The sequence below is a fragment of the Rubellimicrobium thermophilum DSM 16684 genome, assembly GCF_000442315.1.
Taxonomy (GTDB): domain Bacteria; phylum Pseudomonadota; class Alphaproteobacteria; order Rhodobacterales; family Rhodobacteraceae; genus Rubellimicrobium; species Rubellimicrobium thermophilum.
Window position 1 is genome coordinate 557239 of sequence record NZ_KE557320.1, and the last position, 26267, is coordinate 583505.

22 protein-coding genes and 4 pseudogenes are annotated in these 26267 nt (G+C 69.5%); 13 read left to right on the plus strand and 13 right to left on the minus strand.

Features of this window, described 5'->3' with window-relative positions:
• Nucleotides 1–46: 46 nt before the first annotated feature.
• A complete protein-coding gene (locus RUTHE_RS03685; RefSeq protein ID WP_021096936.1) occupies nucleotides 47–1000 on the plus strand; it encodes an aldo/keto reductase in 954 nt (317 codons plus the stop codon).
• Nucleotides 1001–1099: 99 nt separating this feature from the next.
• On the plus strand, nucleotides 1100–2770 hold the full coding sequence (recN, locus tag RUTHE_RS03690; RefSeq protein WP_021096937.1) for a DNA repair protein RecN: 1671 nt from the start codon (nucleotides 1100–1102) through the stop codon (nucleotides 2768–2770).
• Nucleotides 2771–2786: 16 nt separating this feature from the next.
• Here recN and RUTHE_RS03695 read toward each other — a convergent pair.
• Both RUTHE_RS03695 and cobT read right to left on the minus strand, forming a co-directional pair.
• Nucleotides 2787–4609, minus strand: a pseudogene (locus RUTHE_RS03695) (aminopeptidase P family protein).
• A pseudogene (gene cobT, locus RUTHE_RS03700) lies at nucleotides 4609–6473 on the minus strand (cobaltochelatase subunit CobT). The pseudogenes RUTHE_RS03695 and cobT overlap by 1 nt, the downstream one beginning before the upstream one ends.
• Nucleotides 6474–6628: 155 nt before the next feature.
• Here cobT and RUTHE_RS03705 point away from each other — a divergent pair.
• On the plus strand, nucleotides 6629–7237 hold the full coding sequence (locus tag RUTHE_RS03705; protein WP_021096941.1) for an NADPH-dependent FMN reductase: 609 nt from the start codon (nucleotides 6629–6631) through the stop codon (nucleotides 7235–7237).
• Nucleotides 7238–7389: 152 nt separating this feature from the next.
• Here the strand turns inward: RUTHE_RS03705 and cobS are convergent, their stop codons facing one another.
• Nucleotides 7390–8370: a cobaltochelatase subunit CobS gene (cobS, locus tag RUTHE_RS03710; protein ID WP_021096942.1), complete on the minus strand. Its 981-nt coding sequence runs from the start codon at nucleotides 8368–8370 to the stop codon at nucleotides 7390–7392.
• Nucleotides 8371–8498: 128 nt separating this feature from the next.
• Between cobS and RUTHE_RS03715 the strand changes: the two genes are divergently transcribed.
• Both RUTHE_RS03715 and RUTHE_RS03720 read left to right on the plus strand, forming a co-directional pair.
• On the plus strand, nucleotides 8499–9047 hold the full coding sequence (locus RUTHE_RS03715; protein ID WP_021096943.1) for a sigma-70 family RNA polymerase sigma factor: 549 nt from the start codon (nucleotides 8499–8501) through the stop codon (nucleotides 9045–9047).
• Entirely contained in the window at nucleotides 9044–9730 is a 687-nt protein-coding gene (locus tag RUTHE_RS03720) for an anti-sigma factor (RefSeq protein ID WP_021096944.1), read from the plus strand. Before RUTHE_RS03715 ends, RUTHE_RS03720 begins: the two co-directional genes overlap by 4 nt.
• A 44-nt stretch (nucleotides 9731–9774) precedes the next feature.
• On the opposite strand, the gene RUTHE_RS03725 is transcribed toward RUTHE_RS03720, so the two are convergent.
• A complete protein-coding gene (locus RUTHE_RS03725) occupies nucleotides 9775–10407 on the minus strand; it encodes a J domain-containing protein (protein WP_021096945.1) in 633 nt (210 codons plus the stop codon).
• A gap of 90 nt (nucleotides 10408–10497) precedes the next feature.
• Between RUTHE_RS03725 and RUTHE_RS03730 the strand changes: the two genes are divergently transcribed.
• Nucleotides 10498–10755 carry a BolA family protein gene (locus RUTHE_RS03730; RefSeq protein WP_021096946.1) on the plus strand — a complete coding sequence of 86 codons (258 nt, stop codon included), beginning with the start codon at nucleotides 10498–10500 and terminating at the stop codon, nucleotides 10753–10755.
• A 6-nt stretch (nucleotides 10756–10761) separates the two neighbouring features.
• Here the strand turns inward: RUTHE_RS03730 and RUTHE_RS03735 are convergent, their stop codons facing one another.
• Both RUTHE_RS03735 and gatB read right to left on the minus strand, forming a co-directional pair.
• Complete coding sequence (locus tag RUTHE_RS03735; protein WP_021096947.1) at nucleotides 10762–11271, minus strand: hypothetical protein; 510 nt, start codon at nucleotides 11269–11271, stop codon at nucleotides 10762–10764.
• 70 nt (nucleotides 11272–11341) lie between these two features.
• Complete coding sequence (gene gatB, locus RUTHE_RS03740; protein WP_021096948.1) at nucleotides 11342–12832, minus strand: Asp-tRNA(Asn)/Glu-tRNA(Gln) amidotransferase subunit GatB; 1491 nt, start codon at nucleotides 12830–12832, stop codon at nucleotides 11342–11344.
• Between the two features lie 308 nt (nucleotides 12833–13140).
• Here gatB and RUTHE_RS03745 point away from each other — a divergent pair, with 308 nt between their 5' ends.
• Together RUTHE_RS03745 and RUTHE_RS17370 are read left to right on the plus strand one after the other, a co-directional pair.
• The gene (locus RUTHE_RS03745) at nucleotides 13141–13725 is read left to right on the plus strand and encodes a transglycosylase SLT domain-containing protein (RefSeq protein ID WP_040645240.1); all 585 of its coding nucleotides are present in this window, start codon (nucleotides 13141–13143) and stop codon (nucleotides 13723–13725) included.
• A gap of 55 nt (nucleotides 13726–13780) precedes the next feature.
• Nucleotides 13781–14686: a transglycosylase SLT domain-containing protein gene (locus tag RUTHE_RS17370; protein ID WP_051150372.1), complete on the plus strand. Its 906-nt coding sequence runs from the start codon at nucleotides 13781–13783 to the stop codon at nucleotides 14684–14686.
• Nucleotides 14687–14689: 3 nt separating this feature from the next.
• Here RUTHE_RS17370 and RUTHE_RS03755 read toward each other — a convergent pair whose 3' ends face one another.
• Both RUTHE_RS03755 and pepN read right to left on the minus strand, forming a co-directional pair.
• Nucleotides 14690–15550: a lysophospholipid acyltransferase family protein gene (locus tag RUTHE_RS03755; protein ID WP_040644970.1), complete on the minus strand. Its 861-nt coding sequence runs from the start codon at nucleotides 15548–15550 to the stop codon at nucleotides 14690–14692.
• 161 nt (nucleotides 15551–15711) lie between these two features.
• A pseudogene (gene pepN, locus RUTHE_RS03760) lies at nucleotides 15712–18262 on the minus strand (aminopeptidase N).
• Nucleotides 18263–18447: 185 nt separating this feature from the next.
• Here pepN and RUTHE_RS03765 point away from each other — a divergent pair.
• Both RUTHE_RS03765 and RUTHE_RS15900 read left to right on the plus strand, forming a co-directional pair.
• Nucleotides 18448–18885 carry a hypothetical protein gene (locus RUTHE_RS03765; protein WP_021096954.1) on the plus strand — a complete coding sequence of 146 codons (438 nt, stop codon included), beginning with the start codon at nucleotides 18448–18450 and terminating at the stop codon, nucleotides 18883–18885.
• An 87-nt stretch (nucleotides 18886–18972) separates the two neighbouring features.
• Nucleotides 18973–19128, plus strand: a complete 156-nt coding sequence (locus tag RUTHE_RS15900) for a DUF2256 domain-containing protein (RefSeq protein ID WP_425413929.1) — start codon at nucleotides 18973–18975, stop codon at nucleotides 19126–19128.
• Here RUTHE_RS15900 and RUTHE_RS15905 read toward each other — a convergent pair.
• Nucleotides 19112–20032: an SRPBCC domain-containing protein gene (locus tag RUTHE_RS15905; protein ID WP_021096955.1), complete on the minus strand. Its 921-nt coding sequence runs from the start codon at nucleotides 20030–20032 to the stop codon at nucleotides 19112–19114. The two genes, RUTHE_RS15900 and RUTHE_RS15905, sit on opposite strands and share 17 nt — an antisense overlap.
• On the minus strand, nucleotides 20022–20366 hold the full coding sequence (locus tag RUTHE_RS03775; protein WP_040644972.1) for an ArsR/SmtB family transcription factor: 345 nt from the start codon (nucleotides 20364–20366) through the stop codon (nucleotides 20022–20024). The genes RUTHE_RS15905 and RUTHE_RS03775 overlap by 11 nt, the downstream gene beginning before the upstream one ends.
• A gap of 213 nt (nucleotides 20367–20579) precedes the next feature.
• On the opposite strand from RUTHE_RS03775, the gene RUTHE_RS03780 reads away from it, so the two are divergent.
• From RUTHE_RS03780 to RUTHE_RS03790, 3 genes and pseudogenes are all read left to right on the plus strand, one after another.
• Nucleotides 20580–22775 carry a malate synthase G gene (locus RUTHE_RS03780; protein WP_021096957.1) on the plus strand — a complete coding sequence of 732 codons (2196 nt, stop codon included), beginning with the start codon at nucleotides 20580–20582 and terminating at the stop codon, nucleotides 22773–22775.
• Nucleotides 22776–22916: 141 nt separating this feature from the next.
• Nucleotides 22917–23708, plus strand: coding sequence for a gamma-glutamyl-gamma-aminobutyrate hydrolase family protein (locus RUTHE_RS03785; protein WP_021096958.1), 792 nt, complete (start codon nucleotides 22917–22919; stop codon nucleotides 23706–23708).
• A gap of 67 nt (nucleotides 23709–23775) precedes the next feature.
• Nucleotides 23776–24461 (plus strand): annotated as a pseudogene (locus tag RUTHE_RS03790) (D-lyxose/D-mannose family sugar isomerase).
• 96 nt (nucleotides 24462–24557) lie between these two features.
• On the opposite strand, the gene RUTHE_RS03795 reads toward RUTHE_RS03790, so the two are convergent.
• The 3 genes from RUTHE_RS03795 to RUTHE_RS03805 all read right to left on the minus strand — a co-directional run bounded on the left by RUTHE_RS03795 (nucleotide 24558) and on the right by RUTHE_RS03805 (nucleotide 25994).
• A complete protein-coding gene (locus RUTHE_RS03795) occupies nucleotides 24558–25067 on the minus strand; it encodes a CarD family transcriptional regulator (protein ID WP_021096961.1) in 510 nt (169 codons plus the stop codon).
• Nucleotides 25068–25267: 200 nt separating this feature from the next.
• The gene (gene fdxA, locus RUTHE_RS03800) at nucleotides 25268–25603 is read right to left on the minus strand and encodes a ferredoxin FdxA (protein ID WP_021096962.1); all 336 of its coding nucleotides are present in this window, start codon (nucleotides 25601–25603) and stop codon (nucleotides 25268–25270) included.
• A 46-nt stretch (nucleotides 25604–25649) separates the two neighbouring features.
• Nucleotides 25650–25994, minus strand: a complete 345-nt coding sequence (locus RUTHE_RS03805; RefSeq protein ID WP_021096963.1) for an RNA-binding S4 domain-containing protein — start codon at nucleotides 25992–25994, stop codon at nucleotides 25650–25652.
• Between the last annotated feature and the right edge of the window lie 273 nt (nucleotides 25995–26267).

The following is a 26267-nucleotide window of genomic DNA, read 5'->3' on the forward strand; positions in this document are numbered from 1 at the left end:
CGCTCCTCCCTGCGACAACTGGCATGTCAGCATGGAGGAAAAGCCGATGCAACTGGCCGTCCGTCATCACGCACGCTCGGGTCTCGACTTCACGGAACTGGGGCTGGGGACAGCGCCGCTGGGCAATCTCTACCGCGCGCTCACGGATGCCGAGGCGGAGGCGATCATGGAGACCGCCTGGGACGGAGGCGTCCGGCATTTCGACACGGCGCCCCTCTACGGCTTCGGCCTGGCCGAGACGCGGCTCAACCGCTTCCTGCGCGGGCGGCCGCGCGAATCCTATGTCCTGGCCACCAAGGTGGGGCGCCTGCTGCGGGCGGTGCCGCCGGGACAGGGCGACGGAGCCGGGAAGTGGTTCGACGTGCCCTCCCGGCGCGAGGTCTACGACTACTCCCATGACGGGGTGATGCGCTCGCTGGAGTTCAGCCTCGAACGGCTGGGCGTGGACCGGGTGGACATCCTCCATGCCCATGACCTCGACCTGCGCAATCAGGGCTCTCGCGAGGCGCTCGAAGCCCGGTTGCGCGAATTCATCGAGGGCGGTCATCGCGCCCTGCATGATCTGCGCGCCCAGGGAACGATCCGTGCCATCGGCCTGGGCGTGAACGAATGGGAACCCGCGCTGTGGCTGGCCGAGCGGGCGGAACTGGACGTGATCCTGCTGGCCGGGCGCTGGACGCTGCTGGAGCAGGGGGCGGCGCGGCTGATGACGGTCTGCGCCGAACGCGGGATCGGGGTGATCATCGGGGGGCCCTACAACTCCGGCATCCTCGCCGGCGGTGCCCATTACGATTATGGTCCCGTCCCCGCCGCCATCGCCGGACGGGCGCGCCGCCTGCGCGAGGTCTGCGACGCCGAGGCTGTGCCGCTGCTGCATGCGGCCTTCCGCTTTCCGCTGCGGCATCCGGCCGTCGTCTCTGTCATCCCCGGAAGCCAGAGCGTCGCCGAGATGGCAGGCAATCTCGCCGCGGCACGGGCCGATCTGCCGGAGAGCCTGTGAACGGCCCTGGCGGCAGAGGGGCTGATCCCGGAAACGGCCGGGGTTGACCCCTTCCGGCACGCGGGCCACATCCTCTCGCACGGTCAGGAGGGGGCAGGAATGCTGCGCGCGCTCGAGATCCGCGACATGCTCATCATCGAGCGGCTCGATCTCGCCTTCCAGCCGGGGCTGAACGTCCTGACGGGCGAGACCGGAGCCGGCAAGTCCATCCTGCTCGATTCGCTCGGCTTCGTCCTGGGCTGGCGCGGACGGGCCGACCTTGTCCGTCAGGGTGCCGCACGGGGCGAGGTGACGGCGGTCTTCGACCTGCCCCCCGGACATCCGGCGCATCGGCTGCTCGAGGAGGCGGGGATCGAACCGGGCGAGGACCCGTCCGAGCTGATCCTTCGCCGGGTGAACACGGCCGATGGGCGCAAGACCGCCTGGATCAACGACCGCCGCGCCAGCGGCGAGATGCTCCGCGCCCTGTCCGGGACGCTGGTGGAACTGCATGGCCAGCAGGACGACCGGGGCCTGCTCGATCCCCGCGTGCACCGGGCGCTGCTGGACGACTTCGCAGGGGCGGGGCCGCTTCTGGAGGAAATCCGCGCCGCCTGGGCACGCCGCCGCGAGGCGCGCGCGGCGCTGGACCGAGCCGAATCCGAGCGCGAGGCCCTGCGCCGGGAGGAGGATTTCCTGCGCCATGCCGTTGCGGAACTGGCGGCGCTCGATCCGCAGGACGGCGAGGAGGAGGCGCTGGACAGCGCACGGCGGCTGATGCAGGCCGGCAGCCGCATCGCCGAGGGAATCGGCCGCGCCCTGCAGGCCGTGTCCGCCCAGGGGGCCGAAGGGATGATTTCGGATGCGGTGCGCTGGCTCTCGCAGGCGGCCGGACAGGCGGAAGGGCGGCTCGATGCCCCGCTCGAGGCGCTCGACCGCGCGCGCGAGGCCCTGGCCGAGGCCGAGGCAGGAATCGCCGACTGTCTCGAGGCGATCCGCCACGATCCCCGCGCCCTCGAGGAGACGGAGGAGCGGCTGTTCGCCATCCGCGGCCTGGCGCGAAAGCACGGCGTGAGACCGGACGACCTGCCGGCCCTGCGCCGCGACCTCGAGGCCCGACTGGCCGCCCTCGACGACAGCGAGGCCGGGGACAGACGGCTGCGGGCCGCGCTGCGCGCCGCCGAGGCCGCCTATGACGATCTGGCCGGACGCCTCTCGGCCCTGCGCCGCGAGGCGGGGACGCGCCTTGCCCGGGCGATGGCAGCCGAGCTGCCCCCCCTGAAAATGGAGCGGGCCGTCTTCTCCGTGGAGGTGACCGGGGGCGAGCCCGGACCGGACGGACAGGACGAGGTGCGCTTCCTGGCGGCGACCAATCCCGGGGCGCCGCCGGGACCGATCGACCGGATCGCTTCGGGCGGGGAACTGTCGCGCTTCCTCCTTGCGCTCAAGGTCTGCCTGATGCGCGGCGAGGACAGCCGGACCCTCATCTTCGACGAGATCGACCGTGGCGTGGGGGGGGCAACGGCGGCGGCGGTGGGCCGGCGGCTGGCGGCGCTGGCCCGCGGCGGACAGGTCCTTGTCGTCACCCATTCCCCGCAGGTCGCCGCCATGGGCAACCATCACTGGCGGGTCGAGAAGACCATCGCGGGCGACAGGACCACCAGCCGGGTCGTTCCCCTCGATCGCGCGGGGCGGGTGGACGAGATCGCCCGGATGCTGGCCGGGGACCATGTCACCGACGCCGCCCGCGGCGCTGCACTGGCGCTCCTGCAGGGCATGGACGCAGCCTGACCGGCGGCGCTCCCTGTCATTGCCGCGCCTCCCGGGGGTGGGATGAGGGCAGGGGCGCGCAGACCGCCCCCAGCCAGGCGCGCGTCGCAGGGCCGACACGGGGGCCGATGCGCTCGAGCACGGCGGCATGATAGGCATCCACCCAGTCCCTCTCGACCGGCGACAGCATCCCGGGGACGATCAGGCGGCGGTCGAAGGGCACCCAGGTCAGCGTGCGGAAGGCCAGCATGGCCCGGCCCGGATCGCCGCCGGGCAGGGGAGGGGCCTCCTCCACAAGGATCAGGTTTTCGAGCCGGATGCCCCAGACCCCCTCGCGGTAGTGGCCGGGCTCGTTGGACAGGATCATGCCGGGTTCCAGCGGCACCTCCGACAGACGCGACAGGCGCTGGGGACCTTCATGGACCGACAGATAGACGCCCACGCCATGGCCCGTGCCATGGTCATAGTCCTGCCCGGCCAGCCAGAGCGGATACCGTGCGAGAGCATCGAGATGCTGCCCGGCGATGCCTTTCGGAAAACGCGCGCGGGACATGGCGATCAGCCCCTGCAGGACGCGGGTATAGGCCTCGGCCGCGCCATCGGGCGGATCGCCCACGGCGACGGTGCGGGTGACATCGGTCGTGCCGTCGAGATACTGCCCGCCCGAATCCACCAGAAGCAGCTCGCCGGGGCGGACCGGGGCATCGGTGGCCTCCGTCACGCGGTAATGGACGATGGCACCATGCGCCCCGGCACCGCAGATCGTGTCGAAGCTGATGTCGCGCAGCGCGCCGGTGGCGCGGCGGAACCCCTCGAGCGCCCGCACGACGGCAATCTCGGTCAGATGGCCCTTCGGCGCCTCGGCGTCGAGCCAGCAGAGGAATTCGGCCATCGCGGCCCCGTCACGCAGATGGGCCTCGGTCGTGGCGGCGATCTCGGCCGGGGTCTTGCGCGCCTTGGGCAGCAGGCAGGGATCGGCCCCGCGAGAGACCTCGGCCCCCTCCAGCAGATCGAGCAGGGCAAAGGGGGCCGACCGGGGGTCGAGCCGCACCCTGCCGGTCAGGTTGCGGAGGGCCTCGGGAAAAGCCTCCTCCGGGTGAAGGCGCACCTCCCCCCCGAGGGCAAGGGCGCCCGTCTTGACAGGGGCGGCGAACAGATCCGCCGTGGCATCGGCATGCAGGATCAGAGCCGCATGAGGCACAGGATTGCGCGGCACATCGGCCCCGCGGATGTTCAGCAGCCAGGCAATGGAATCGGGCGCGGTCACCACCGCGGCCGTCTCGTCCGCCTCCTGCAGGGCTGCGGCGAGACGGGCCCGCTTCTGCTGCGAGGATTCGCCGGCCAGCGCGTCGGGATAGGGCATGAAGGGCGCGGCAGGGGGGGCGGGCGATCCGTCCAGAGACGGTCGATGAGATTGTCCGGCGTCGGACGCAGCCGGATTCCCCCATGATCGAGCGCTTTGCGCAGGCTCTCGATCTCCTCCACGGCATGAAGCCAGGGATCGAAGCCGACCGTGGCGCCCCGATCCAGCCTGGGCCGAAGCCAGTCGGCCAGTTTCGTCTCCGGCCAGTCCACCGGGGTGAAGACCGGGGCGATCTGGGCGCGGACCTGCACGCGATAGCGCCCGTCCACGAAGACCCCCGCTTCGCCGGCCGTGACGGCGCAGAACCCCGCCGAACCCGTGAACCCCGTGAGCCAGGCAAGCCGTTCGTCGCAGGGGGCGACATATTCCCCCTGAAAGCGGTCGGCCCGCGGCACCAGCAGGGCATCGAGCCCCTCCTGCACCATCAGGGCGCGCAGGGCAGCCAGACGGGCCGGACCGGCCGACGGATCGGCCGGAGAGTCGAAGCTCTGGAACATCATGCTGCCACCCGCCGGAGACGGCGGCGGCGCGGATCCGCCTCGAAGAGGGCGGCGAGCTGCTCCGTCATCGCCCCGGCGAGCTGTTCGGCATCGGTGATCGTCACGGCACGGCTGTAATAGCGTGTCACGTCATGGCCGATGCCGATGGCTACCAGCTCCACCTGCCGCCGCCTTTCGATCATCGCGATGACATCGCGCAGATGCTTCTCCAGCAGGTTGGCGGAATTCACGGACAGGGTGGAATCATCCACCGGCGCCCCGTCCGAGATGACCATGAGCAGCTTGCGCGCCTCCGGCCGCCCCACGAGGCGGCGATGCGCCCATTCCAGGGCCTCGCCGTCGATATTCTCCTTCAGCAGGCCTTCCTTCATCATCAGGCCGAGATTGGCGCGCACGCGGCGCCAGGGAATGTCGGCCGACTTGTAGATGATGTGGCGCAGGTCGTTGAGGCGGCCCGGCTGGGGCGGACGCCCGGCAGCCAGCCAGGCCTCGCGCGATTGCCCCCCCTTCCAGGCGCGGGTGGTGAAGCCGAGGATCTCCACCTTGACCTGACAGCGTTCGAGCGTGCGGGCCAGCACATCGGCACAGATCGCGGCGATGGAGATGGGCCGGCCGCGCATCGACCCCGAATTGTCGAGCAGCAGCGTCACCACCGTATCGCGGAACTCGGTATCCTTCTCCACCTTGAAGGACAGCGGTGTCGTCGGATTGGCCACCACGCGGGCCAGCCGGCCGGCATCGAGGATGCCTTCCTCGCGGTCGAACTCCCAGCTCCGGCTCTGCTGGGCCTGAAGACGGCGCTGGAGCTTGTTGGCCAGCCGGCCGACAGCCCCCCTCAGCGGTTCGAGCTGCTGGTCGAGCCAGGCCCGGAGGCGGTCGAGCTCGGCCGGATCGGCCAGCTCCTCGGCGCCGATGACCTCGTCGAAGCGGGTGGTGAAGACGCGATAGCCGGGATCGGCCTCGCTGTGCGGCGCGGGGGGCGGCGGCTCGCGCGGGGCCTCGCCCTCGGGGAGATCTTCGGCCTCGGCCTCCTCGGCCTCTTCGCTCTCCATCCGGACATGCGCCTGCGCGCTGTCCTGCTCCTCCTCCTGGCTGCGCTCGGGCGAGGCCTCGGCCTCCTCCTCCTCGCTCTGCTGTTCGCCGCCGGCCTGGTTGCGGTCCTCCTCCTCCTCGGTCTGCGCCTCTTCCTCGGCCTCCTCGGGCGGGGCTTCGTCGGGATCCTCCCGAGCTGGTCGCCATAACCCAGATCGCGGATCACATCGCGGGCAAAACGCGCAAAGGCCCGCTGATCCGACAACAGATCGGGGATCTCGCGCAGTCGCTCGCCTGCCATGTCCTCGATGAAGCCGCGCCAGAGCTCCATCACATTGGCGGCGCCGGGCGGCAGAGGACGCCCCGTGGCGAGATGCCGGATCAGATAGCCCGCCGCGATGGCCAGCGGCGCATCCTGGGCCTGGCGGATCTGGTCATAGCCCTTGCGCCGCGCCTCCGAGGCGATGCGGGCATCGATATTGTCGGCGGTGCCGGGCATGTGCACGGCACCCAGCGCCTCGATCCGGGCAGTCTCCATGGCGTCCATGATGTCGCGCGCCATGGGACCTTGCGGACGGTAGCGCTCGGCCACGCGGGGATCGTGCAGACGGCGGCGCAGCGCGAGGCTGTCGGCCGTCCCGCGCGCCAGCAGCACCTCCTCCTTCGTGAGGCGGCGCGACACCTGCGGCAGGCGCATCGTGTCGGCCGTCAGCCCCGGCGGGTCCACCGAATAGCTCACCGTCAGGTCCGGGTCATCCGCCATGACCTTCGCGGCCTCGGCAAGAGCCTTCTTGAAGGGATCGGCGGGATTGTCGGGAGCCTTGACCATGACCGCAGATAGAGCACCGGAACGGGCAGGCGGCAAGGGCGCCCGCAGACGATCGCGCAATCGCGCACGGCCAATGTGCAGGCACGCGCATTGCGGACCCGCAGCCCCGCCCCGAAGTTGACTCGCCCGACCAAACCCAACGGAGTTGCGAAATCATGGCCGACAAGCCCCGCATTGCCCTTGTCATTTCCTCGGTGCGCAAGACGCGCTGGGCCGACAAGCCCGCCCAGTGGCTGCTGAAGAAGATGCAGGCGCGCACCGACATCGAGGCCGAGATCGTCGATCTGCGCGACTTCGATCTGCCGATCTTCGACGAACCCGCCTCGAACGCCTATGTGCCGACATCGAACCCCGTCGCCCGGCGCTGGCAGGAGACGATCGCGAAATTCGACGGCTATGTCTTCCTGCTGGCCGAATACAACCGCTCGATCACCGGGGCGCTCAAGAACGCCCTCGACCACGACTATACCGGCTGGAACAACAAGCCGATGGGCCTGATGGCCTATGGCAGCGCCGGCGGCGCCCGCGCGGCCGAGCACATGCGCCTGATCGCCATCGAGCTCCAGATGGTGCCGGTCCGCGCCGGGGTCCATGTCGGAGGCTCCGACTTCTACCGCGTCGGCCCCTACAATCCCAATCCCGAACCGATGGAAGCGCTGGAGGATGCCCTGGCCGGATCGGTGAAGGACATGCTCGATCAGGTCGCCTGGTATGCCCGCGTTCTGAAGGCCGCGCGGGCGGAAAAGGCGGCCGCGGCGGCCTGACAACGCCGCCCTGCGCCAGAAGCCGGGGGCCCGGACGCGACCGGGGCCCCGGCAGGCAAGGGGCATGGAAGGACAGGCCACCGCAGGAGGAGATGGCCGGCAGGGCGGCCCTGTCCAGCCGTCCGCCCGCAGACCCCGCCTCAGCGCATGGCTCAGCGCATGGCCGAGGCCACGGCGCTTTCGGGCAGCTCCTCGGCGAAGCAGCGCTGATAGAACTCGGCCACCGTCTGCCGTTCCAGCTCGTCGCACTTGTTGAGGAAGGTCAGGCGGAAGGCATAGCCGACATTGCGAAAGATCTCGGCGTTCTGGGCCCAGTTGATGACCGTCCGCGGGCTCATCACCGTCGAGAGATCGCCATTCATGAAGGCGGTGCGTGTCATCTGGGCCACCGTGACCATCTGGTTGATGATCCGGCGCCCCTTTTCGGTGTTGTAATGGGGGTTCTTGGCCAGGACGATCGCGGCCTCGGCATCATGGCTCAGATAGTTGAGCGTCACGACCATCGACCAGCGGTCCATCTGCGCCTGATTGATCTGCTGCACCCCGTGATAGAGCCCCGTCGTGTCGCCGAGACCCACCGTGTTCGCCGTCGCGAACAGGCGGAAGGACGGATGCGGGGTGATGATCTCGTTCTGGTCGAGCAGCGTCAGCTTGCCGTCATGTTCCAGCACGCGCTGGATGACGAACATCACATCCGGACGGCCGGCATCGTATTCGTCGAAGACGATGGCACAGGGATGGCGCAGCGCCCAGGGCAGGATGCCCTCCTGGAACTCGGTCACCTGCTTGCCGTCGCGCAGCTTGATGGCATCCTTGCCGATCAGGTCGATACGGCTGATGTGGCTGTCCAGGTTGACCCGCACGCAGGGCCAGTTGAGCCGCGCGGCGACCTGTTCGATATGCGTCGATTTCCCGGTGCCGTGATAGCCCTGGATCATCACGCGGCGGTTGTAGGCAAAGCCGGCGAGAATCGCGAGCGTCGTGTCCGGGTCGAACTTGTAGGTGGGATCGATCGCGGGGACGCGCTCGGTCGGCTCGGCAAAGGCCTTTACCTTCATGTCGCTGTCGATGCCGAAGACATCGCGGATGTCGATCTCCTCGGTCGGGCGGGCCTTGTCGTCCTTGTCGGGCATCGCATCCTCCGGTTGGCCGGCCTGTCATGGAACATGGAAGGCACAGGTTCAAGGGCACCCCTGCAAAGCCGCAGATCGGCGATGGACAAGCGCCGCGCGGGCCGCAATCTGAAACCGGAGAGGTGTTGATGACCAGCAGACAGGCCGAGATCGAGCAGATGATCGCCCGCATGGCGATGGGCGACCGCCAGGCGCTCTCGGCGCTCTATGCCGCCACATCCGCGAAACTCTTCGCCATCGCCGTTCGTGTCCTGGAAGACAGGACCGAGGCGGAGGATGCCCTGCAGGATATCTATGTGAAGATCTGGCACAACGCCGATCGCTACCAGGTGAACGGGCTCAGCCCCATGACCTGGCTGATCACCATCGCACGCAACCATGCCATCGACAGGCTGCGCGCGCGGCGCCGGGCCCGGCCGGCCCCGCTGGACGAGGCGGCAGAGCTGGCAGACCTCTCCCCCTCGCCCGAGGAACAGGCGGCGGCCGCCTCGATGCGCAGCCGGATCGAGGACTGCCTGCGGCGGCTTCAGCCCGAGAAGGCGGATGCCGTGCGGCGCGCCTATCTCCGCGGAGAGACCTATGAGGATCTCGCCCGGCGCTATGGCATTCCGCTGAACACGATCCGGACCTGGCTGCGCCGGTCGCTGCTCAAGCTGCGGGAGTGTCTGGGGCCATGACGCGCTGGACCGAAGAGGAAGAAGAGGACCACGCCCTCGCGGCCGAATATGTGCTGGGCCTGCTGTCGCCCGAGGAGAGCCGCGCCTTCGAGGCCCGGCTGGCGGTGGATCCCGAATTCCGCGCCCTCGTGGCCGTCTGGACCGAGGATATCGCCGCCATGGCTGCCGCGCTTCCCGAAGAAACCCCGCCCCCGCGGATCGAGGCGGCGATCCGCCGGCGCCTCTTCCCGGAGGAAGGACAGGGATGGCTGCGCCGTCTGGGCCTGCTGCCAGCCCTGATCGGGGGATTCGTGGCCGCGCTGATCGTGCTGTGGACGACCGATCTGGGTCTTCTGCAGGCGCCGCCCGAACCGCTCTACGCGGCCTCTGTCGCGGCCGAGGACGGCTCGCTCGTGATCCTCGCGCATTTCGATCCGCGCAGCGGAGAGCTGCGCCTGCATCGGCAGGCCGGCACCCCCAGCCCCGGCCGTTCGCAGGAATTGTGGCTGATCGCGGGCGAGGCACCGCCGGTCTCGCTCGGGCTCGTGCCCGAGAGCGAGGAAAGCCTCCTCACGGTGCCCGAGGGCCTGCGCGCCGCCATGGCAGGCGGACTGCTTGCCATCACCGACGAGCCGCCCGGCGGTTCGCCCAGCGGCACACCCAGCGGCGCCCCCATCGCGGTCGGCTCACTCACGGCCGGCTGACATCCCGTCAGGCCGGCCGGACCCGCCCTGAAGGGCGGGCGGCGTCACTCGTCCTTGAAGTTGCGGCTTTCGCGCAGTTGCTCCCAGGCCCAGACGACCTCGGCCAGTTGCTCCTCATGGCTGCGGTCGCCACCGTTCATGTCCGGATGGAGCACCTTGACCAGCGCCTTGTAGGCGGCGCGGATTTCCTTGCGCGTGGCGGTGTCGCGCAGATCGAGAATCTCGATCGCGCGCCGTTCGGTCGGGGGCAGACGGCGTGTTCCCACGGCGCGGCCGGGGTTGCGCGTGGCCTTGTCGCCCAGAACCTGATAGGGGTCGTCCACGCCCAGCCGCGACCAGGCGCGCGCCTCCTCGCCCCGCTGGCCAAAGGGTCGGGTCGGGCGGCCCCAGACGCGGTCACGGTCGATCTGACGCAGGAACTCCTCCTCGGTCACGCCCTCGAAGAAGTTCCATTTCAGATTGTATTCGCGGACATGCTCCTTGCAGAACCAGTAGTAGTCGTCCAGCGCACCGGGCGATTTGGGCGCACGGTAGATCCCCCTTTCGGGACAGCCGGCATGGTCACAGGGCCGAGTCGACGTCTCGCAGGCGCCGGACATCCCGCGCCGGCCCCGCGCATTGCGCTTCTTGGCGCCCGAGACGGAAATATCGAAGCCGAAAGGATCGGTCTTGGTCATGCGGCCCGGCCTCGTGCTGCTGCTCTTCCTGTCCCGGACGCGGCAGTTTAGTCATCGGGACGGCAGAGAGAAGGGGGCAGGACAAAAAAGATGGATCTGGCTGACGAAATGCGCCGACGGTTGGCCGAGGCCTTCGCCCCTCGCCGGCTCGAGGTGATCGACGAGAGCGAGGGACATCGCGGCCATGCCGGCTGGCGCGAAGGGGGCGGCACGCATTGGCGCATCCGCATCGCCGCACCTGCCCTGGGCGCCATGGGCCGGCTGGAACGGCACAGGGCCATTCACGCGGCGCTGGGGCCGGATCTGATCGGGCGTATCCACGCCCTCGCCATCGAGGCCGAAGGCTGAAAGGCCTTACTCTGCCGCGTGGCGGGGGTCCTGCGCCAACGGCGAGGGGGCCGCAGACGGGGCCGGAGAGGAAACCGCGTCGGCGGAGGGCCGGGCGACGGGCTCCGAGAGCCAGAGTGGGGCTGCTGCGACCGGCCGGCCCGCGGCAGGGCGAGGGGGCATCGCCGTCGGCGCAGCCAGCGGGGCGGCCGAGGACGCAGAACCGGATGCCGGCATCGCCGCGGAGCGCGGCCCGGCTGCCTGAACCGCGGGCGCGGGGGCGCCGGCGCCCTGCCTTTCCGCCAGCGCGCGGCGGAACACCAGCAGCGTCTGATTCACCGTCACGCGGCCGGAGAACCAGCCCTGCCGCTGCTCGCAGGGCAGGGTATCGGCGCGCAGATACTCCCAGCCCTCGCGCGCCTGCGCATTGATGATCTCCTCCAGGGCGCGGGCGAATCGCTGCTCGGCTGTCCTGGCCCCCCGGACGCGCGGCGCGCGGCGCGGGGCCGGCAGGATCCGGTATTCGTGGCTCTGCATGGCACTGAAATCCCCTCTGGCGGCGCTGTCAGGTTAGCGCCGCCGACGGCGAAGTCGAATCCCTGACGACCTACAGGCCGAGCTTGCGCGCGACGATCTCGTTGACGGCGGCGGGATTGGCCTTGCCCCCCGTCGCCTTCATGACCTGCCCCACGAACCAGCCGGCCAGCTTGGGCTGCGTCTTCGCCTTCTCGACCTGGGCGGGATTGGCCGCGATGACCTCGTCCACCGCCCGTTCGATGGCGGCGGTGTCGGTGACCTGGCGCATGCCGCGCTCCTCGACGATCCGCACCGGATCGCCCCCTTCGGTATAGACGATCTCGAACAGGTCCTTGGCGATCTTGCCGGAAATGGAACCATCGGCGATCAGGTCGATGATCCGGCCGAGCTGGTCGGGGCTCACGGGGCTGTCGGCAAGGCTGCGCCCGTCCTTCTTCAGCCGCCCGAACAGGTCGTTGATGACCCAGTTGGCCGCCTGCTTGCCGTCGCGTCCCCGGGCGACCGCCTCGAAATAGTCGGCATCCGAGGCCTCCACGGTCAGCACCGAGGCATCATAATCCGACAGGCCGTATTGCGCCATGAAGCGGGCCTTCTTGGCGTCGGGCAGTTCGGGAAGGCTTGCCGCGATCGCGTCCACCCAGTCCTGGTCGATCTCCAGGGGCAGAAGATCGGGATCGGGGAAGTAACGGTAATCATGCGCCTCCTCCTTGGAGCGCATGGATCGCGTCTCGCCCCGCTCGGGGTCATAGAGGCGCGTTTCCTGCACCACCGTGCCCCCGTCCTCGAGGATGGCGATCTGGCGGCGCGCCTCGTAGTCGATGGCCTGCTGGATAAAACGCAGCGAGTTCATGTTCTTGATCTCGCACCGGGTGCCCCAGCGCCCGGCCTCGTAGTCGCCGGGCCGGCAGACCGAGACATTGACATCCGCGCGCAGGTTGCCGTGCTGCATGTCGCCATCGCAGGTGCCCAGATAGCGCATGATCTGACGCAGCTTGGCAACATAGGCCGCGGCCTCCTCGGGGCTGCGGATGTCGGGGCGGCTGACGATCTCCATCAGCGCGACGCCGGTGCGGTTGAGATCCACGAAGGACAGGGCGGGGTCCATGTCATGGATGCTCTTGCCGGCGTCCTGCTCCACATGGATGCGTTCGATGCGGACGATGCGGCGGCTCGGCCCCGGCATGTCTACGAAGACCTCGCCCTCGCCCACGAGGGGGTGGAAGAGCTGGCTGATCTGATAGCCCTGCGGCAGATCGGGGTAGAAGTAGTTCTTCCGGTCGAAGGCCGAACGCAGATTGATCCGCGCCCGCAGGCCCAGCCCCGTGCGCACGGCCTGTTCGATGCAGCCCTCGTTGAGAACGGGCAGCATCCCCGGCATCCCGGCATCGACAAAGCTCACCTGGCTGTTGGGTTCGGCCCCCACCTCGGTCGAGGCCCCGGAAAAGAGCTTGGCCCGCGAGGCGATCTGGGCATGCACCTCCAGACCGATGACCATCTCCCACGGGCCGGTCACGCCTTCGATGACCTTGGGACGCGGCGCAGGCAGGGCGAGATCGAGCATCATGGACCTCCGGCAGATTCGTCCCGGCATTAGGCGCCGCGCCGCCCATGCGCAAGCGCAGCGCCGGAGACGGGGCGAAACCTCACGCTTCGGCGGGAGTCTGCCGATCACGCCTGCGTGAATCCGCCGGAATCTGCCGAAGACAGGGGTGAACGGGCCATGCGATTGCCCGAGGCCGCCTTTCGCGCTTGCTGAGCGCGAAACGAAACGGCCGCGAAAGACATCCCGTGAAGATCGACGCGAAGACCGAAGGCCTCCCCGTCCGACTCCCCGTCCGACTCCCTGTCCGACTTCCCGTCCGTCGCGCCCTGCTTGCGCTGCCCGTCCTCCTTCTTGCGGCATGCGCTCGGAATCAACCCGCAGAGACGCCGCCGGTTCCCGACGCGCTGCCCGCCATGGCCTGGGATCATCAGGGCCCCCATACCGACGAATGGACCGAGGCGACTCTGGCCGCCCTCCAGACCGAAGGGGCCGCCCTGCTCTCTCAGGTGCCCCATGACATCGGAAGCTGGTGCCCCGGCTATGTCGATGCGCCCCCGCGCGAAAGGGCCGCCTTCTGGGCAGGACTGCTGTCGGCCCTGGCCCGATTCGAGAGCACGTGGAATCCCCATGCCGTGGGCGGCGGCGGACAGTGGTTCGGTCTCGTCCAGATCTCGCCCGCCACGGCACGGGGCTATGGCTGCGAGGCCGATTCGGGCGCCGAGCTGACCGATGGCGCCGCCAACCTGGCCTGTGCCGTGCGGATTGCCGCGCAGACGGTGACGCGGGATGGCGTGGTGGCGGCCGGCGGCGGCGGATTCGCAGCGGACTGGGGGCCCTTTGCCAGCGCCGAGAAGCGCCAGCAGATGGCCGCCTGGGTGTCAAGCCAGGACTACTGCCGCAGGCAGGGCTGAACCGTGAGGTGAGTTTTTTCTGCCAAGTTGTTGGCATGACATGAAAAAAACGGCGTTGCCGAATCGGGAGGGCGATGCCATGCATGGCGCCACGCTCGTGGCCCGATGGACCCTGGGGGGATCTCTGGCCCTGTTCGCGGGACTGGCGGCTGTTGCCGAGCCGCCGGTCCCGCTCCGTTCGGTGCCTGTGCTTTCTGCGCCTGTGCTTCCGGCGGCGCGATCCGCCCTTGCACTGCCCCTGCGCATCACGATCGGCCCCGCCCGGCCGCCGCCCGGTACAGCGGACCGCGCGTCCCCCGGCGAGACCGTGTCACCCGTCCTGTCGCCTGCGACGCCGCCTGTCGTGGCGCAGCGCGGGGCCCCGCTCCGGCCCGTCGCGCGCGGCCCCTGGCGGCCTCCCGCGCTCTGGGATCCCCTGCCCGAAGGGCGGGATTGGACGCAGACCGCGCTCGAGGCGATGGCCGAGACATCCCCGGGCCTGCCCGATCTCCTGCCGGCCGATATCGGCGACTGGTGCCCCGGATATCCCCGGGCCTCCAAAGCCTGGCGCGCCGCCTTCTGGATTGCCACGATCTCCGCCCTGGCCCGGCGCGAGAGCAACCATGATCCGCAGGCGGTCGGGGGCGGGGGGGCGTGGCATGGGCTGCTCCAGATTGCGCCCGCCACGGCCAGAGGACATGGCTGCGAGGCCGATACCCCTGCCGAGCTGGCCGATGGCCGCGCCAATCTGGCCTGTGCCGTGCGGATCATGACGCATGCGGTGGCGCGCGATGGCGTCGTGGCCGCCGGAGGCGGGGGCCTGGCGGCCGACTGGGGGCCCATGAGCCGCGAGGCCCCGCGCGAGGCGATCCGGCAGTGGGTGCGCGACCAGCCCTATTGCGAGGTCCAGACCGCCGTCGCCACGGCGCTGCGCCCGCTCGCCCGCCCCGGAGCCGCGTCGATCCGCCTCGCCGCGCGCTGAGGCTCAGAACCGCAGCACGGGCCGCCGCGTGGCCGAGATCATGCTGACCGTGTGATCCGCCCGCCCGCCGAGCGCCAGGGTCGCCCGGCGCAGCAGCTCGATCCCCTCTTCCGAGGATCCCGACAGGGCCGAGGGGCTGATCGGCTCGCCCACGGTGACGACAAAGGGCTGGCGATCCTTGTTCAGCATCTCGTGGAACAGGGTGATGTCGCGCAGCGTCGGATGGATCGCGTCGAACAGGTAGAACAGCACCGAGTTGCGGGCGCGGATGTTGACGGGGATGACGGGCAGCTCGAACTTCCGGGCCAGCATCGCCGCCGAGGCCATCCAGGGCCGCTCGTGAAGGCGCAGGCCGCGGCGCTTGGCCAGGCGGCCCGAAGGAAAGATCACGCCGAGCCGTCCGGCCTCGACCGCCTGTTTCGTGTAGGCCATCGTCTCGCGCGTCTTGGCATGGCTGCGCTTTTCCTGCCGCCATTCGACGGGGGCGATGCTGTCGGCCATCTGCGGCAGGACGCGCAGGATGTCGCGATTGGCATAGAAATACAGATCCGGACGGATGGGGTGCAGCAGGTGCCACAGCACGATCCCGTCGGCGATCCCGGTGGGATGATTGGCGACGATCAGCGCCGGCCCGTGACGCGGGATGTTCTGAAGCCCCGAGACGGTCACATCCCGCACCAGCATCCGCCCCAGATCCGCCATCAGATCGGCGGTGGACCAGTCGCGATAGCGCTCGCCCAGGGCGACGGTGCGGTCATAGCTGAGCGCCTTGTTGAGCAGGGCCCGGGCAAGCTTCACATGCAGACCCGGCCGCGTGAGCCAGGGTGCGCGTTCCTCGATCAGGGGGTCGATCCGGTCTCTCATGCTCGTCACCGAAGGGTGTGCATCCTGATCGGTGACGGGATATCCGCGTTCACCGATTCGAGAGGTATGCCGACCGGCGCGAGTCGGCAAGCCCTGCCTCCGAAACGGGCAGGGCTGCGCAAGGCCGCGCCGGAGATCCCGCAGGGCGGGGCGGTCATGGCTCAGGCCAGCATCCGGTCGATCATCTCGGCCAGATCGGGCGAGAGACGGGGCAGGGCCCGCAGGCGCTGCAGCTCCGCCTCGGCCAGGGCACGGCGCCGCGGCTCGAGCCGCTTCCAGGTCTCGAAGCCGCCCGAGCTGCGCGCGGCCAGCTGCGGATTGACTCCGTCGAGCCGCTCGAGCCAGCTGCCCAGCAGCCGGTAGCCGGCCCCGGAGGGATCGTGGAACCCCGCGGGATTGCCCGTCAGCGCCCCGAGGACCGAGCGGAAGCGGTTGGGATTCTTCCAGTCGAAGGCCGGGTGCCGGGTCAGCCGCTCGGCGATCGCCACGGCGTCTTCGGGCCGCGCCTGCGCCACCTGCAGCGCGAACCACTTGTCGAGCACCAGCCGTTCATGCTGCCAGCGGTCGTGGAAGGCGGCCAGCTCGGCCTCTCCCGCGCCGATCGACAGCAGGGCGGCCAGCGCCGCAACCGATTGCGTCATGTTGTCGGCTTCGGCGAACTGGCGCTCGGCCCGCGCGGGGCCTTCGCGGCGGACCAGAAGGGCCAGTGCGGCATTGCCCAGGCTCCGGCGCCCGACGCTCTGCGCATCCGGGGAATAGGGCCCCCCGTTCTGTGCCGCATCGTGAAAGAGGGGCAGGAGATCGCCCAGCCCCGCGGCCAGATGGTCGCGGATCGCCTCATGCGCGACGTGAATCGCACCGGGATCCACCGGCCGGCCTTCGTCATGGAGCGAGGCCGCCGTCTCCTCCTCGGAGGGCAGCGCCATCAGCAGGGCGCGATAGGCCGGCGACAGACCTTCGTCGCGCAGGGCCGCCGCCAGAGAGGGCAACCAGGACGGATCGGGCTGCCCGCCCTCCAGAACGGCGCGGATCGCGCGACGGGCCAGCGCCTGAGCCGCCTCCCACCGGTTGAACTCGTCCCGGTCATGGGCCAGCAGGAAGGCGGCCTCGCCCTCCGGCCTCTCGCGTTCGAGGATCACGGGGGCCGAGAAACCGCGAAGGATGGAGGGGATGGGGCGCGCACCAAGGCCGTCCCAGTGGAAGGACTGGCGCTCCTCGGTGAGCTCGAGCATGCGCGTCGGGGCGGCCTCGTCCCCATTCGGCGACAGCAGGCCGACCGCAACCGGGATCACGAAGGGTTCCTTCACCGGCTGGCCCGGCGTGGGGGGCGTGTGCTGGCTCAGCGTCAGCGTGTAGCGCCCATCCTTCCATTCCTCGGCCTCGACACGCACGCGCGGCGTTCCGGCCTGGGCATACCAGCGCCTGAACTGCGTCAGGTCGCGGCCCGTGGCATCCTCGAAGGCCTTCAGCCAGTCCTCGACCGTGGCGGCCTGTCCGTCATGGCGGTCGAAATACAGATCGACCGCCCTGGCATAGCCCTCCTCCCCCACGAGGCGGCGGAGCATCCCGATCACCTCGGCCCCCTTCTCGTAGACGGTGAGGGTGTAGAAGTTGTTGATCTCGACAAAGCTTTCGGGCCGGACGGGATGGGCGAGGGGGCCGGCATCCTCGCGGAACTGGCGGGCGCGCAGCAGGATGACATCCTGGATGCGCTTGGTCCCGCGGCCGCGCATGTCGCCCATGAACTGCTGGTCGCGGAAGACCGTCAGCCCCTCCTTGAGCGAGAGCTGGAACCAGTCGCGGCAGGTGACGCGGTTGCCGGTCCAGTTGTGGAAATATTCGTGCGCCACGATGCGTTCGATGCGTTCATAATCGGCGTCGGTGGCGGTGTCGGGGCTGGCCAGGACGGCAGAGGAGTTGAAGATGTTCAGCCCCTTGTTCTCCATCGCGCCCATGTTGAAATCGTCCACGGCGACGATGTTGAACACGTCGAGATCATATTCGCGGCCATAGACAGCCTCGTCCCAGGCCATGGCCCGCTTGAGGGCATCCATCGCATAGGCGCATTTGCCTTCATCGCCCTCGCGCACCCAGACGGCCAGATCCACATGACGGCCTGACCGGGTGGTGAAACTGTCGCGATGCGGGATCAGATCGCCGGCAACCAGCGCGAAGAGATAGGAGGGCTTGGGCCAGGGATCGGACCATTCCGCCCAGCCGGGGCCGAAGCCTTCGGGACTTGCCGTTCGACAGCATCACGGGCAGGTCGCTCTCGATCCGCACCCGGAAGGGGGCAAGGACATCGGGCCGGTCGGGATAATAGGTGATGCGGCGGAATCCCTCGGCCTCGCACTGGGTGCAGTACATCCCCTTCGAGAGATAGAGCCCCTCGAGCCGGGTGTTGCGGGCCGGGTCGATCTCGACCACCGCGTCCCAGGTGAAGGCGCGGGCGGGCACCTCGCAGGTCAGGCCCTCGGGGGTGATCTCGGGGCTGACGGGCATGCCGTCGATGCGCGCCTCGATGAGACGCAGATCCTCGCCATGCAGGAAGAAGCGCCCTGGCCAATGCCCGGGATTGGGGCGGAAGCGGATGCGCGAGGAAACGCGCGTCCCTTCGGGGCGCAGCAGGAAGGTCAGCTCCACCGCCTCCACGATCCAGGGAAAAGGAGTGTAGTCCTTCAGATGGATCGTCTCGCGCCTTGCCTCGGCCATGGTGATCCTCTCTCCGCATCGGGCGGCGCCGGTGTAGGCGGGGGCGCGCAGGCAGGCAAGGCGGCAACCCGCGGATATGCGATATCCCGTGCTGTCCCGCGCTGTCCTGCAGGGCCCGCGGCAATCCGGATGAACCAAATGGCCACTCCGACGTTGTAACCGGAGCCGAAACCGAGGAGACGACCATGTCCGCACCGAACACCAACATCGACAAGCAGGCCCGGCGGCATCGCGGACCCCTGACCGGCATGTTCGCGGTGGTGTTGTTCGCTCTGCTCCTCCTGATCGGGCTTCTGTTCTATGTCTTTTCGGGCAGCAGCGGGCCGCAGGGTGCGCAGACGCAGGTCCAGTCCGGCCTTGGCACCACCGAGACCCAGGGCAGCGCCGTGATCGCCAACGACAATGCGAATGACAGCGGTGCCGGAAGCGGCGGGCAGCCCGATCCGACGGCCGTGACCGTGCCGGCGCAGAGCGTCACGACCCCGCAGGGCGGTCTGGATGGGGCGCCCGGCGCCGCAGGGACCGATCCGGGCACGGCCCTGAATGCCCAGCCCGCCCCGGTGGGCGAGACGGTGATCCCGGGCGACGACCAGCCCGAGACCGCCCCCGCCGCCAACCAGTAGGCGGCCCGCCCCGCAAGGTTCGGCAGGAGAAGATGGGGCGCTCCGGGACGGAGCGCCCCCGCAGCGTCGGGAATCGCCATGCCGAAGATGCGCCGCAAGGCCGATCTGCCGCGCAAGACCTGTGCCAGCTGCGGCCGCCCGATGGTCTGGCGCCGCGCCTGGGCAAAGGTCTGGGACGAGGTGCGCTACTGTTCCGATCGCTGCCGGGCCGCGGCGCGGCGACGCCCTACTCGCCCAGGGTAGCCGCGAGCTTGTCGAGCGTCTCGCGCCCCTTGTCGGGGGCCCCGTAGCTCCGCGCCTGATCGAGCGCCTCTGCCGTGGGGAACACCACGGTCTGCCGCAGGCGGGTGCCCGTTCCCTCGGGCGTCAGGGTCACCGTGACGGCCTTCACGTCGCGATCATCCCCTGCATCCATCAGGAAGGCGATGCGGCCTTCACGCCCGTCCTCCGGCGGCACCAGGGCCGTCCAGCGGTGGCGGTTGGCAAAGGCCATGCCCTCGCCGCGCATGGTGAAACGCCACTCGCCCCCCTCGCGGATGTCGATGGCCTCGGTCTCGCAGGTCCAGCCCTCGGGGCCGAACCAGCGGGGCAGGATCGCGGGATCCGTCCAGGCGGCATAGACCTGCGCCGGGCTCGCCCGGAAGCTCCGCTCGATGGTCATGGTGCGGGCCTCTGCCCCGGCCAGCCCCGCGGCATGGGCGCCAAGCTGATCGGTCATCGTGCCCCATCCCTTGCTGAAGCCCATCGCCTCATGGGCGGCGGCGCTGGCCTGATCCTTGTGGCGCACGACCACGCGATAGTCCGTGCCTTCGGGATGATCGGCCAGGGTCACTTCGGCGGTGAAGAAGAAGGGCGCCTTCGCCGGATCGAGGGGACGGAAGTCCGGCCCGAGTGCCGAGGTCCAGGTCAGACGCTCCTCCGGCACGACCTCGAGGAAGCATCCCGGCTCGCTGTCGCCGAGCGAGCGGCCGTCCAGGAACATCTCGGTCGCGAAGGCCCCGCCGGGGCGCAGATCGAACGCGCGGATCACCGTCACGACGGGCTTGGGGGCAAACCAATGGGGAATGTGCTCCGGGTCCGTCCAGCAGCGCCAGACGAGCGCGCGGGGCGCCTTGAGGATGCGGTGCAGGTGCAGGTCAGCGGGCATCATCGGATCCTTGCATGAGGGTGGAGAGATAGGCTTCGAGACGGTCATGCCGCTCCTCCCAGAGAAGGCGCTGCGCCTCCATCCAGGCGCGGGCAGGGGCCAGGGCACCCGCCCGCAGCGTGCAGATGCGGACCCGGCCCTGCTTGGTCGTCTCGATCAGGCCGCCTTCCTCCAGCCGCCGCAGATGCTGGAGGAAGGAGGGCAGGGCCATGGCGAAGGGCTTCGCAAGATCGGTCACCGTCGCCGGCCCCTCGGCCAGCCGGGCCAGGATCGCGCGCCGGGTCGGATCCGCGAGCGAGGCGAAGAGGGCATCCAGCTCCTGATTGTTAGTCATGTTGCTAAGTGACATGGTCCCGCGATTCGCGCAAGGAAAAAGGTTAGCCTTCGGCCTTTGTATTCTCCGCCATCGCCTCTGGGGGAATGGGCAGGACCGGCGGAGAGACGAACGGGGGAATGGGCAGGACCGGCCTGCGATCCCCTCCTGTGCGGTTGCCTCTCCCCCCGGCCATGCTCTACCCCTTGTCGCCGCAAGGACGGAGGGCAAGGAATGGCGCATTACGTGGATCGGGCTGGGTTGCGCGTGGCCGAACCCCTTGTCGCCTTCGTGGAGGGGCAGGCCCTGCCGGGCACCGGTGTCGGGGCCGAGGCCTTCTGGTCCGGCCTGTCGGCCATCATCCATGATCTGGGCCCCCGCAACCGCGAATTGCTGGCGATCCGCGAGAGGCTCCAGTCCCAGATCGACGACTGGCACATCGCCCAGGGCGGGGCGGAACACGACCCGGAAGACTACGAGACCTTCCTGCGCGAGATCGGCTATCTGGTGCCCGAAGGCCCCGATTTCCGCATCGCCACACCGCCGACGGATCCGGAATTCGCCTCTCTCGCCGGGCCGCAGCTCGTCGTGCCGGCGACCAATGCGCGATTTGCGCTCAATGCCGCCAATGCCCGCTGGGGGTCGCTCTATGATGCGCTCTACGGCACGGATGCCCTGGGGGATGCGCCGCCCCCCGGCGGCTACGACCCCGCGCGCGGGCAGCGGGTGGTGGCCTGGGTGCGCGACCATCTCGATGCCGTGGCCCCGCTCGCCGGGGCGTCCTGGCACGACATCCGCTGGCTTGGGGTGGAGGACGGCCGCCTCCTGGCCGAGGTCGCAGGCGAGGGGACGGCGTCACGCCGCATCGGCCTCGCCGACCCGGCCCAGCTTGCGGGCTGGCAGGAGGGGGGCATCGCCGACCGCCAGATCCTGCTGCGCGTGAACGGCCTGCTGATCGAGATCGTGATCGACCGCGCCACCCCCATCGGCGCCACCGACCCGGCGAACATCTCCGATGTCTGGGTCGAGGCGGCGCTGTCCACCATCATCGATCTCGAGGATTCGGTCGCCTGCGTCGATGCCGAGGACAAGGTCAGGGCCTATGGCGTCTGGCTCGGCCTCATGCGCGGCGATCTCGAGGAGACCTTCGAGAAGGACGGCCGCATGATCACGCGCCGCCTCAATCCCGACTTCGAGCCCTACAAGACCCCGGACGGCCGCGGCCTGATCCCGCGCGCCCGGTCGCTTCTGCTGGTGCGCAATGTGGGCCATCTGATGACCACGCCCGCCGTCCTCGACCGCGACGGGCAGGAGGCCTTCGAAGGGCTGGTGGATGCGATGGTCTCGGTCCTGTGTGCCCTGCACGATCTGCGCCGCCCCGGCGGGGCGCGCAACAGCATCACCGACAGCATCTATGTCGTGAAGCCCAAGATGCACGGGCCGGACGAGGTAGCCTTTGCCGTCACCCTGTTCGACCGCGTCGAAGAGGCCCTGGGCCTGCCCCGCCTGACCGTCAAGCTCGGCATCATGGACGAGGAGCGGCGCACCTCGGCCAACCTGCGCGAATGCATCCGCGCCGCGCGCGAGCGGGTGGCCTTCATCAACACGGGTTTCCTCGACCGCACCGGGGACGAGATCCACACCTCCATGGAGGCCGGGCCGATGATCCCCAAGGGGGACATGAAGGCGGCGACCTGGATCAGGGCCTATGAGGAGCGCAATGTGGAGATCGGTCTGGCCTGCGGCCTGCGCGGACGCGCGCAGATCGGCAAGGGGATGTGGGCCGCCCCGGACCGCATGGCCGCGATGCTCAAGGAGAAGATCGCCCATCCCCGGGCCGGGGCGAGCTGTGCCTGGGTGCCCTCGCCCACGGCGGCGGTGCTGCATGCGACGCATTACCACCGCGTGGACGTGGCCGCGCGGCAGGAGGAGATCGCCGCCGCCGGTCCGCGCGCCACGCTGCGCGATCTGCTGACGATTCCCGTCCTCGGCGGGCGCAACCTGTCGGAGGCCGAAATCGCGCAGGAGGTGGACAACAACTGCCAGGGCATTCTCGGCTATGTGGTGCGCTGGATCGATCAGGGGGTCGGCTGTTCCAAGGTGCCCGACATCCACGATATCGGCCTGATGGAGGACCGCGCGACCTGCCGCATCTCGTCCCAGGCGCTGGCCAACTGGCTCCATCACGGCATCGTGTCGGAGGCGCAGGTGATGGAGGCGCTGCGCCGCATGGCCCGTGTGGTGGACCGGCAGAACGCCGGCGATCCGCTCTATCGTCCGATGGCGCCCGGCTATGACGGGGTGGCCTTCCAGGCGGCCTGCGATCTCGTCTTCCGGGGGCGCCTCCAGCCCTCCGGCTATACCGAGCCGATCCTCCATCGCCGCCGGCAGGAGCGCAAGGCCCAGGATCAGGCGCGGGGTGCCGCCTGATCGGGCCGCGCGCAGTGCCGATGGCGGAAGGATGCGCATCTGCAGGGGCCTTGCGCATTCGTGCAGGGCGGTCCGGGCCTGCGGCCCTTCCGTCGCGGTGCCGGGCGGCCTAGATTCGCGTCATCGCGAAGGAATCGCCCCATGTCCCGCAACCCGCGCCGCCCCGTCGTCGGCATCATCTCCAACAGCCATCTGATCAACGACGAATATCCCGCCCATGCGGGGGGAACGATGAATTCCTGCGCCGTCGCGCATGTCGCGGGCTGCCTGCCGCTGCTGATTCCCTCGGACCCCTCTCTCGTCACCGTCGAGGAACTGCTCGAGGTCTGCGACGGCTTCCTGCTGACCGGGGGGCGGCCCAATGTCCACCCCTCCGAATACGGCGAGGAGGAGACCCCCGCCCATGGCAGCTTCGACCGGCTGCGCGATGCCGTCACGCTGCCGCTGATCCGCGCCTGCGTGGCCCGGGGACAGCCCTTCCTCGGCGTCTGCCGGGGCTTTCAGGAGGTGAATGTCGCCATGGGCGGCACCCTCCATCCGGAGATCCGCGAGCTGCCGGGACGCGACAATCACCGCATGCCTCCGCATGGCACCCTGGAGGAGAAGTTCGCCCTGCGGCACAAGGTCACCTTCACCGAAGGCGGGCCCTTCCATCGCCTTCTGGGCACGCGCGAGGTGATGACCAACAGCCTCCATGGTCAGGGAATCAAGACGCCGGGGCCGCGCATCGTCATCGACGGCTGGGCGCCGGACGGCACGCCAGAGGCGCTCTTTGTCCGCGATGCGCCGGGCTTCACGCTGTCCGTCCAGTGGCATCCCGAATGGAATGCGGCCAATGACCCCGTCTCGCGGCCGCTCTTCGCCGCCTTCGGCGAAGCCGTCCATGCCTGGGCCGCGGGCGAACGGCCGGCCGAAGGGCGGCTGAGCGCCTGAGGCTTGCGCCCGCCCGCCCGCCGCGGCAGGACTGCAGCCGTCGGCAGGGGCCGCAGGGGAGGACATCATGAAGCGCAGCCGCATCAACGCGATCATCCGCGAATCCGAGGCCTTCATCCGCTCGCAGGGTTGGGTCCTGCCGCCCTTCGCCGCCTGGACGCCAGAGGAATTCCGCGCCCGCCGCGACGAGGCCCGCGCCCTCATCGACGCCCGCTGCGGCTGGGACATCACCGATTACGGCCAGGGCGATTACGACCGCATGGGCCTGTTCCTGTTCACGCTGCGCAACGGGCGTCTGGCCGATCTGCGCGCGGGGCAGGGGATGTGCTATGCCGAAAAGCTCCTGATCTCGCAGGATGGCCAGATCTCCCCTCACCATACCCATGTCATCAAGGCCGAGGACATCATCAACCGCGGCGGGGCGACGCTGGTGGTGGAGCTGCACGGATCGGAAGAATCGGGGGCCTTTCGGACCGTCATGGCGGGACGGTGATGTGCGACGGCATCCCCGTCCGCTACGAACCGGGCCAGCAGCTCCGCCTGCGTCCCGGCGAAAGCGTCACCCTGCTGCCCGGCGACTGGCATGCCTTCTGGGCCGAAGGCGGCCCCGTGCTGATCGGCGAGGTCAGCACCGTCAACGACGACGAGACCGACAACGTCTTCCGCGATCCCATCGGGCGCTTTGCCGAGGTCGAGGAAGACGAACCCCCCTACCGGCTGCTGGTCAGCGACTACCGGACCTGGCTGGGCTGAACCGGGCCGAAGCCCCTCTCGGGGCATGACCCCGACAGCGCCTCCGGGGCGGGCGGGCTTCGGGATGCCCGCCCCGAAGGGGCGCGGCCGCAGCCGTCAGGCCGCGCGGCCGAACAGGACGTCGTCGATCTCCTTCGCCGCGCTCACCTCGTCGCGGCCGGCGACGGCGGCAATCTCGCGCGTCAGGCGCTCGCGCGCGGCCTCATAGAGCTGGCGCTCGCTGTAGCTCTGTTCGCGCTGATCGTCGGCGCGGTGCAGATCGCGGACGACCTCGGCGATGGCGATCAGATCGCCCGAGTTGATCTTCTGTTCGTATTCCTGGGCACGGCGCGACCACATCGCCTTCTTGATCCGGGCCTTGCCGCGGAGAGTCTTCATGGCGTGGGCGACAACCTCGGGCGTGGCGAGCGGACGCAGGCCCGATTCGACCGCCTTGTTGGTCGGCACGCGCAGGGTCATCTTGTCCTTCTCGAAATAGATGACGAACAGCTCGAGCTTGAAGCCCGCGACTTCCTGCTCCTCGATGGACAGGATCTTGCCCACGCCATGGGCGGGATAGACGACAAAGTCGTCAGGGCGGAAGTCGTTCTTGCGGGTCTTGGTCATGGCGGTCCTTCGATCTCGTGGCGGTGACGGCACTGCCGCGGTGACAAGACGAAAACCCGACGGAAGGGACATGTTCCGTCGGGTGGGCATGATGGCGGAATGTCAGGTCGGGCGCGGCAGCATCTCTGCTGTTGTCATATCATGAAATGCCCCGCGAGGAAAGATCATGGCCCGGGCGCGACGCCACGCCGCGGAGGGGCTCAACTCCCCTCGCCCGGCGCCTCGGAGAAGAGCGCGAGCTTGCCCGGCTTGCCGTCCATCTCCTCCGCGCCCGGGAGGGGATCCTTCTTCTGGGTCAGGACGGGCCAGCGCTCTGCATATTTGCGGTTGAACTCCACCCATTTCTCCATGTCGGGCTCGGTATCGGGGCGGATCGCATCGGCAGGGCATTCCGGCTCGCACACGCCACAATCGATGCATTCGTCCGGATGGATGACCAGCATGTTCTCGCCCTCGTAGAAGCAGTCCACGGGGCAGACTTCCACGCAGTCGGTGTATTTGCAGGCGATGCAGTTCTCTGTGACGATATAGGTCATGGCCGGCCCTGATCTGGTGGCGCCCGACCTAACCCCCCGCGGGGGATCATTCAAGCGCGGGCGGCGTGTCGCGCGACGGATCCGCCGGAAGGGATGGCGGAGCCAGATCCTCATAGAGGCCCTGGGCCTCGGCGGCGGGGCCCCGTCTCTCGCCCAGATCGAGGATGCGCACCACCCGCACCTGGCCGCGCAAGGCGAAGGTCAGCACATCGCCGGCGGCGACAGCGCGGGCAGGCTTGTCCACCACCTGCCCGTTGACGCGAAGCCGTCCGCCCTGGACGAAGGCCGCCGCCATCGTGCGCGAGCGGAGAAAACGCGCCTGCCAGAGCCATTTGTCGAGCCGGATCGTCGGGCGGCTGCCCCCCGGCTCGTCGCGGGGGGGGGCCTTCACTTGACCTTGAAGCCCGCCAGCGCGGCCGCGAAGGGATTGTCGGGGTCCACGCGATCATGGCGGGGCCGCCTTGACGCCCGGACGCGGCAGGCGAGGCGCTGAAGGTCCTGGACCGTCCCGATCCGCCGCGGTCGCTGCGGTCGCCGCGGTCGCTGCGGTCGGCCTGTTCGGCTCGCGGCGGGCGCTCCTCGCGCTGCGGTTTGCCCTTGGGGCCGGTCCGCTGCTCCTCCCGGCGCGGGCGCGGCGGGCGCGGCCCCTCGGCCGACGGGCCAT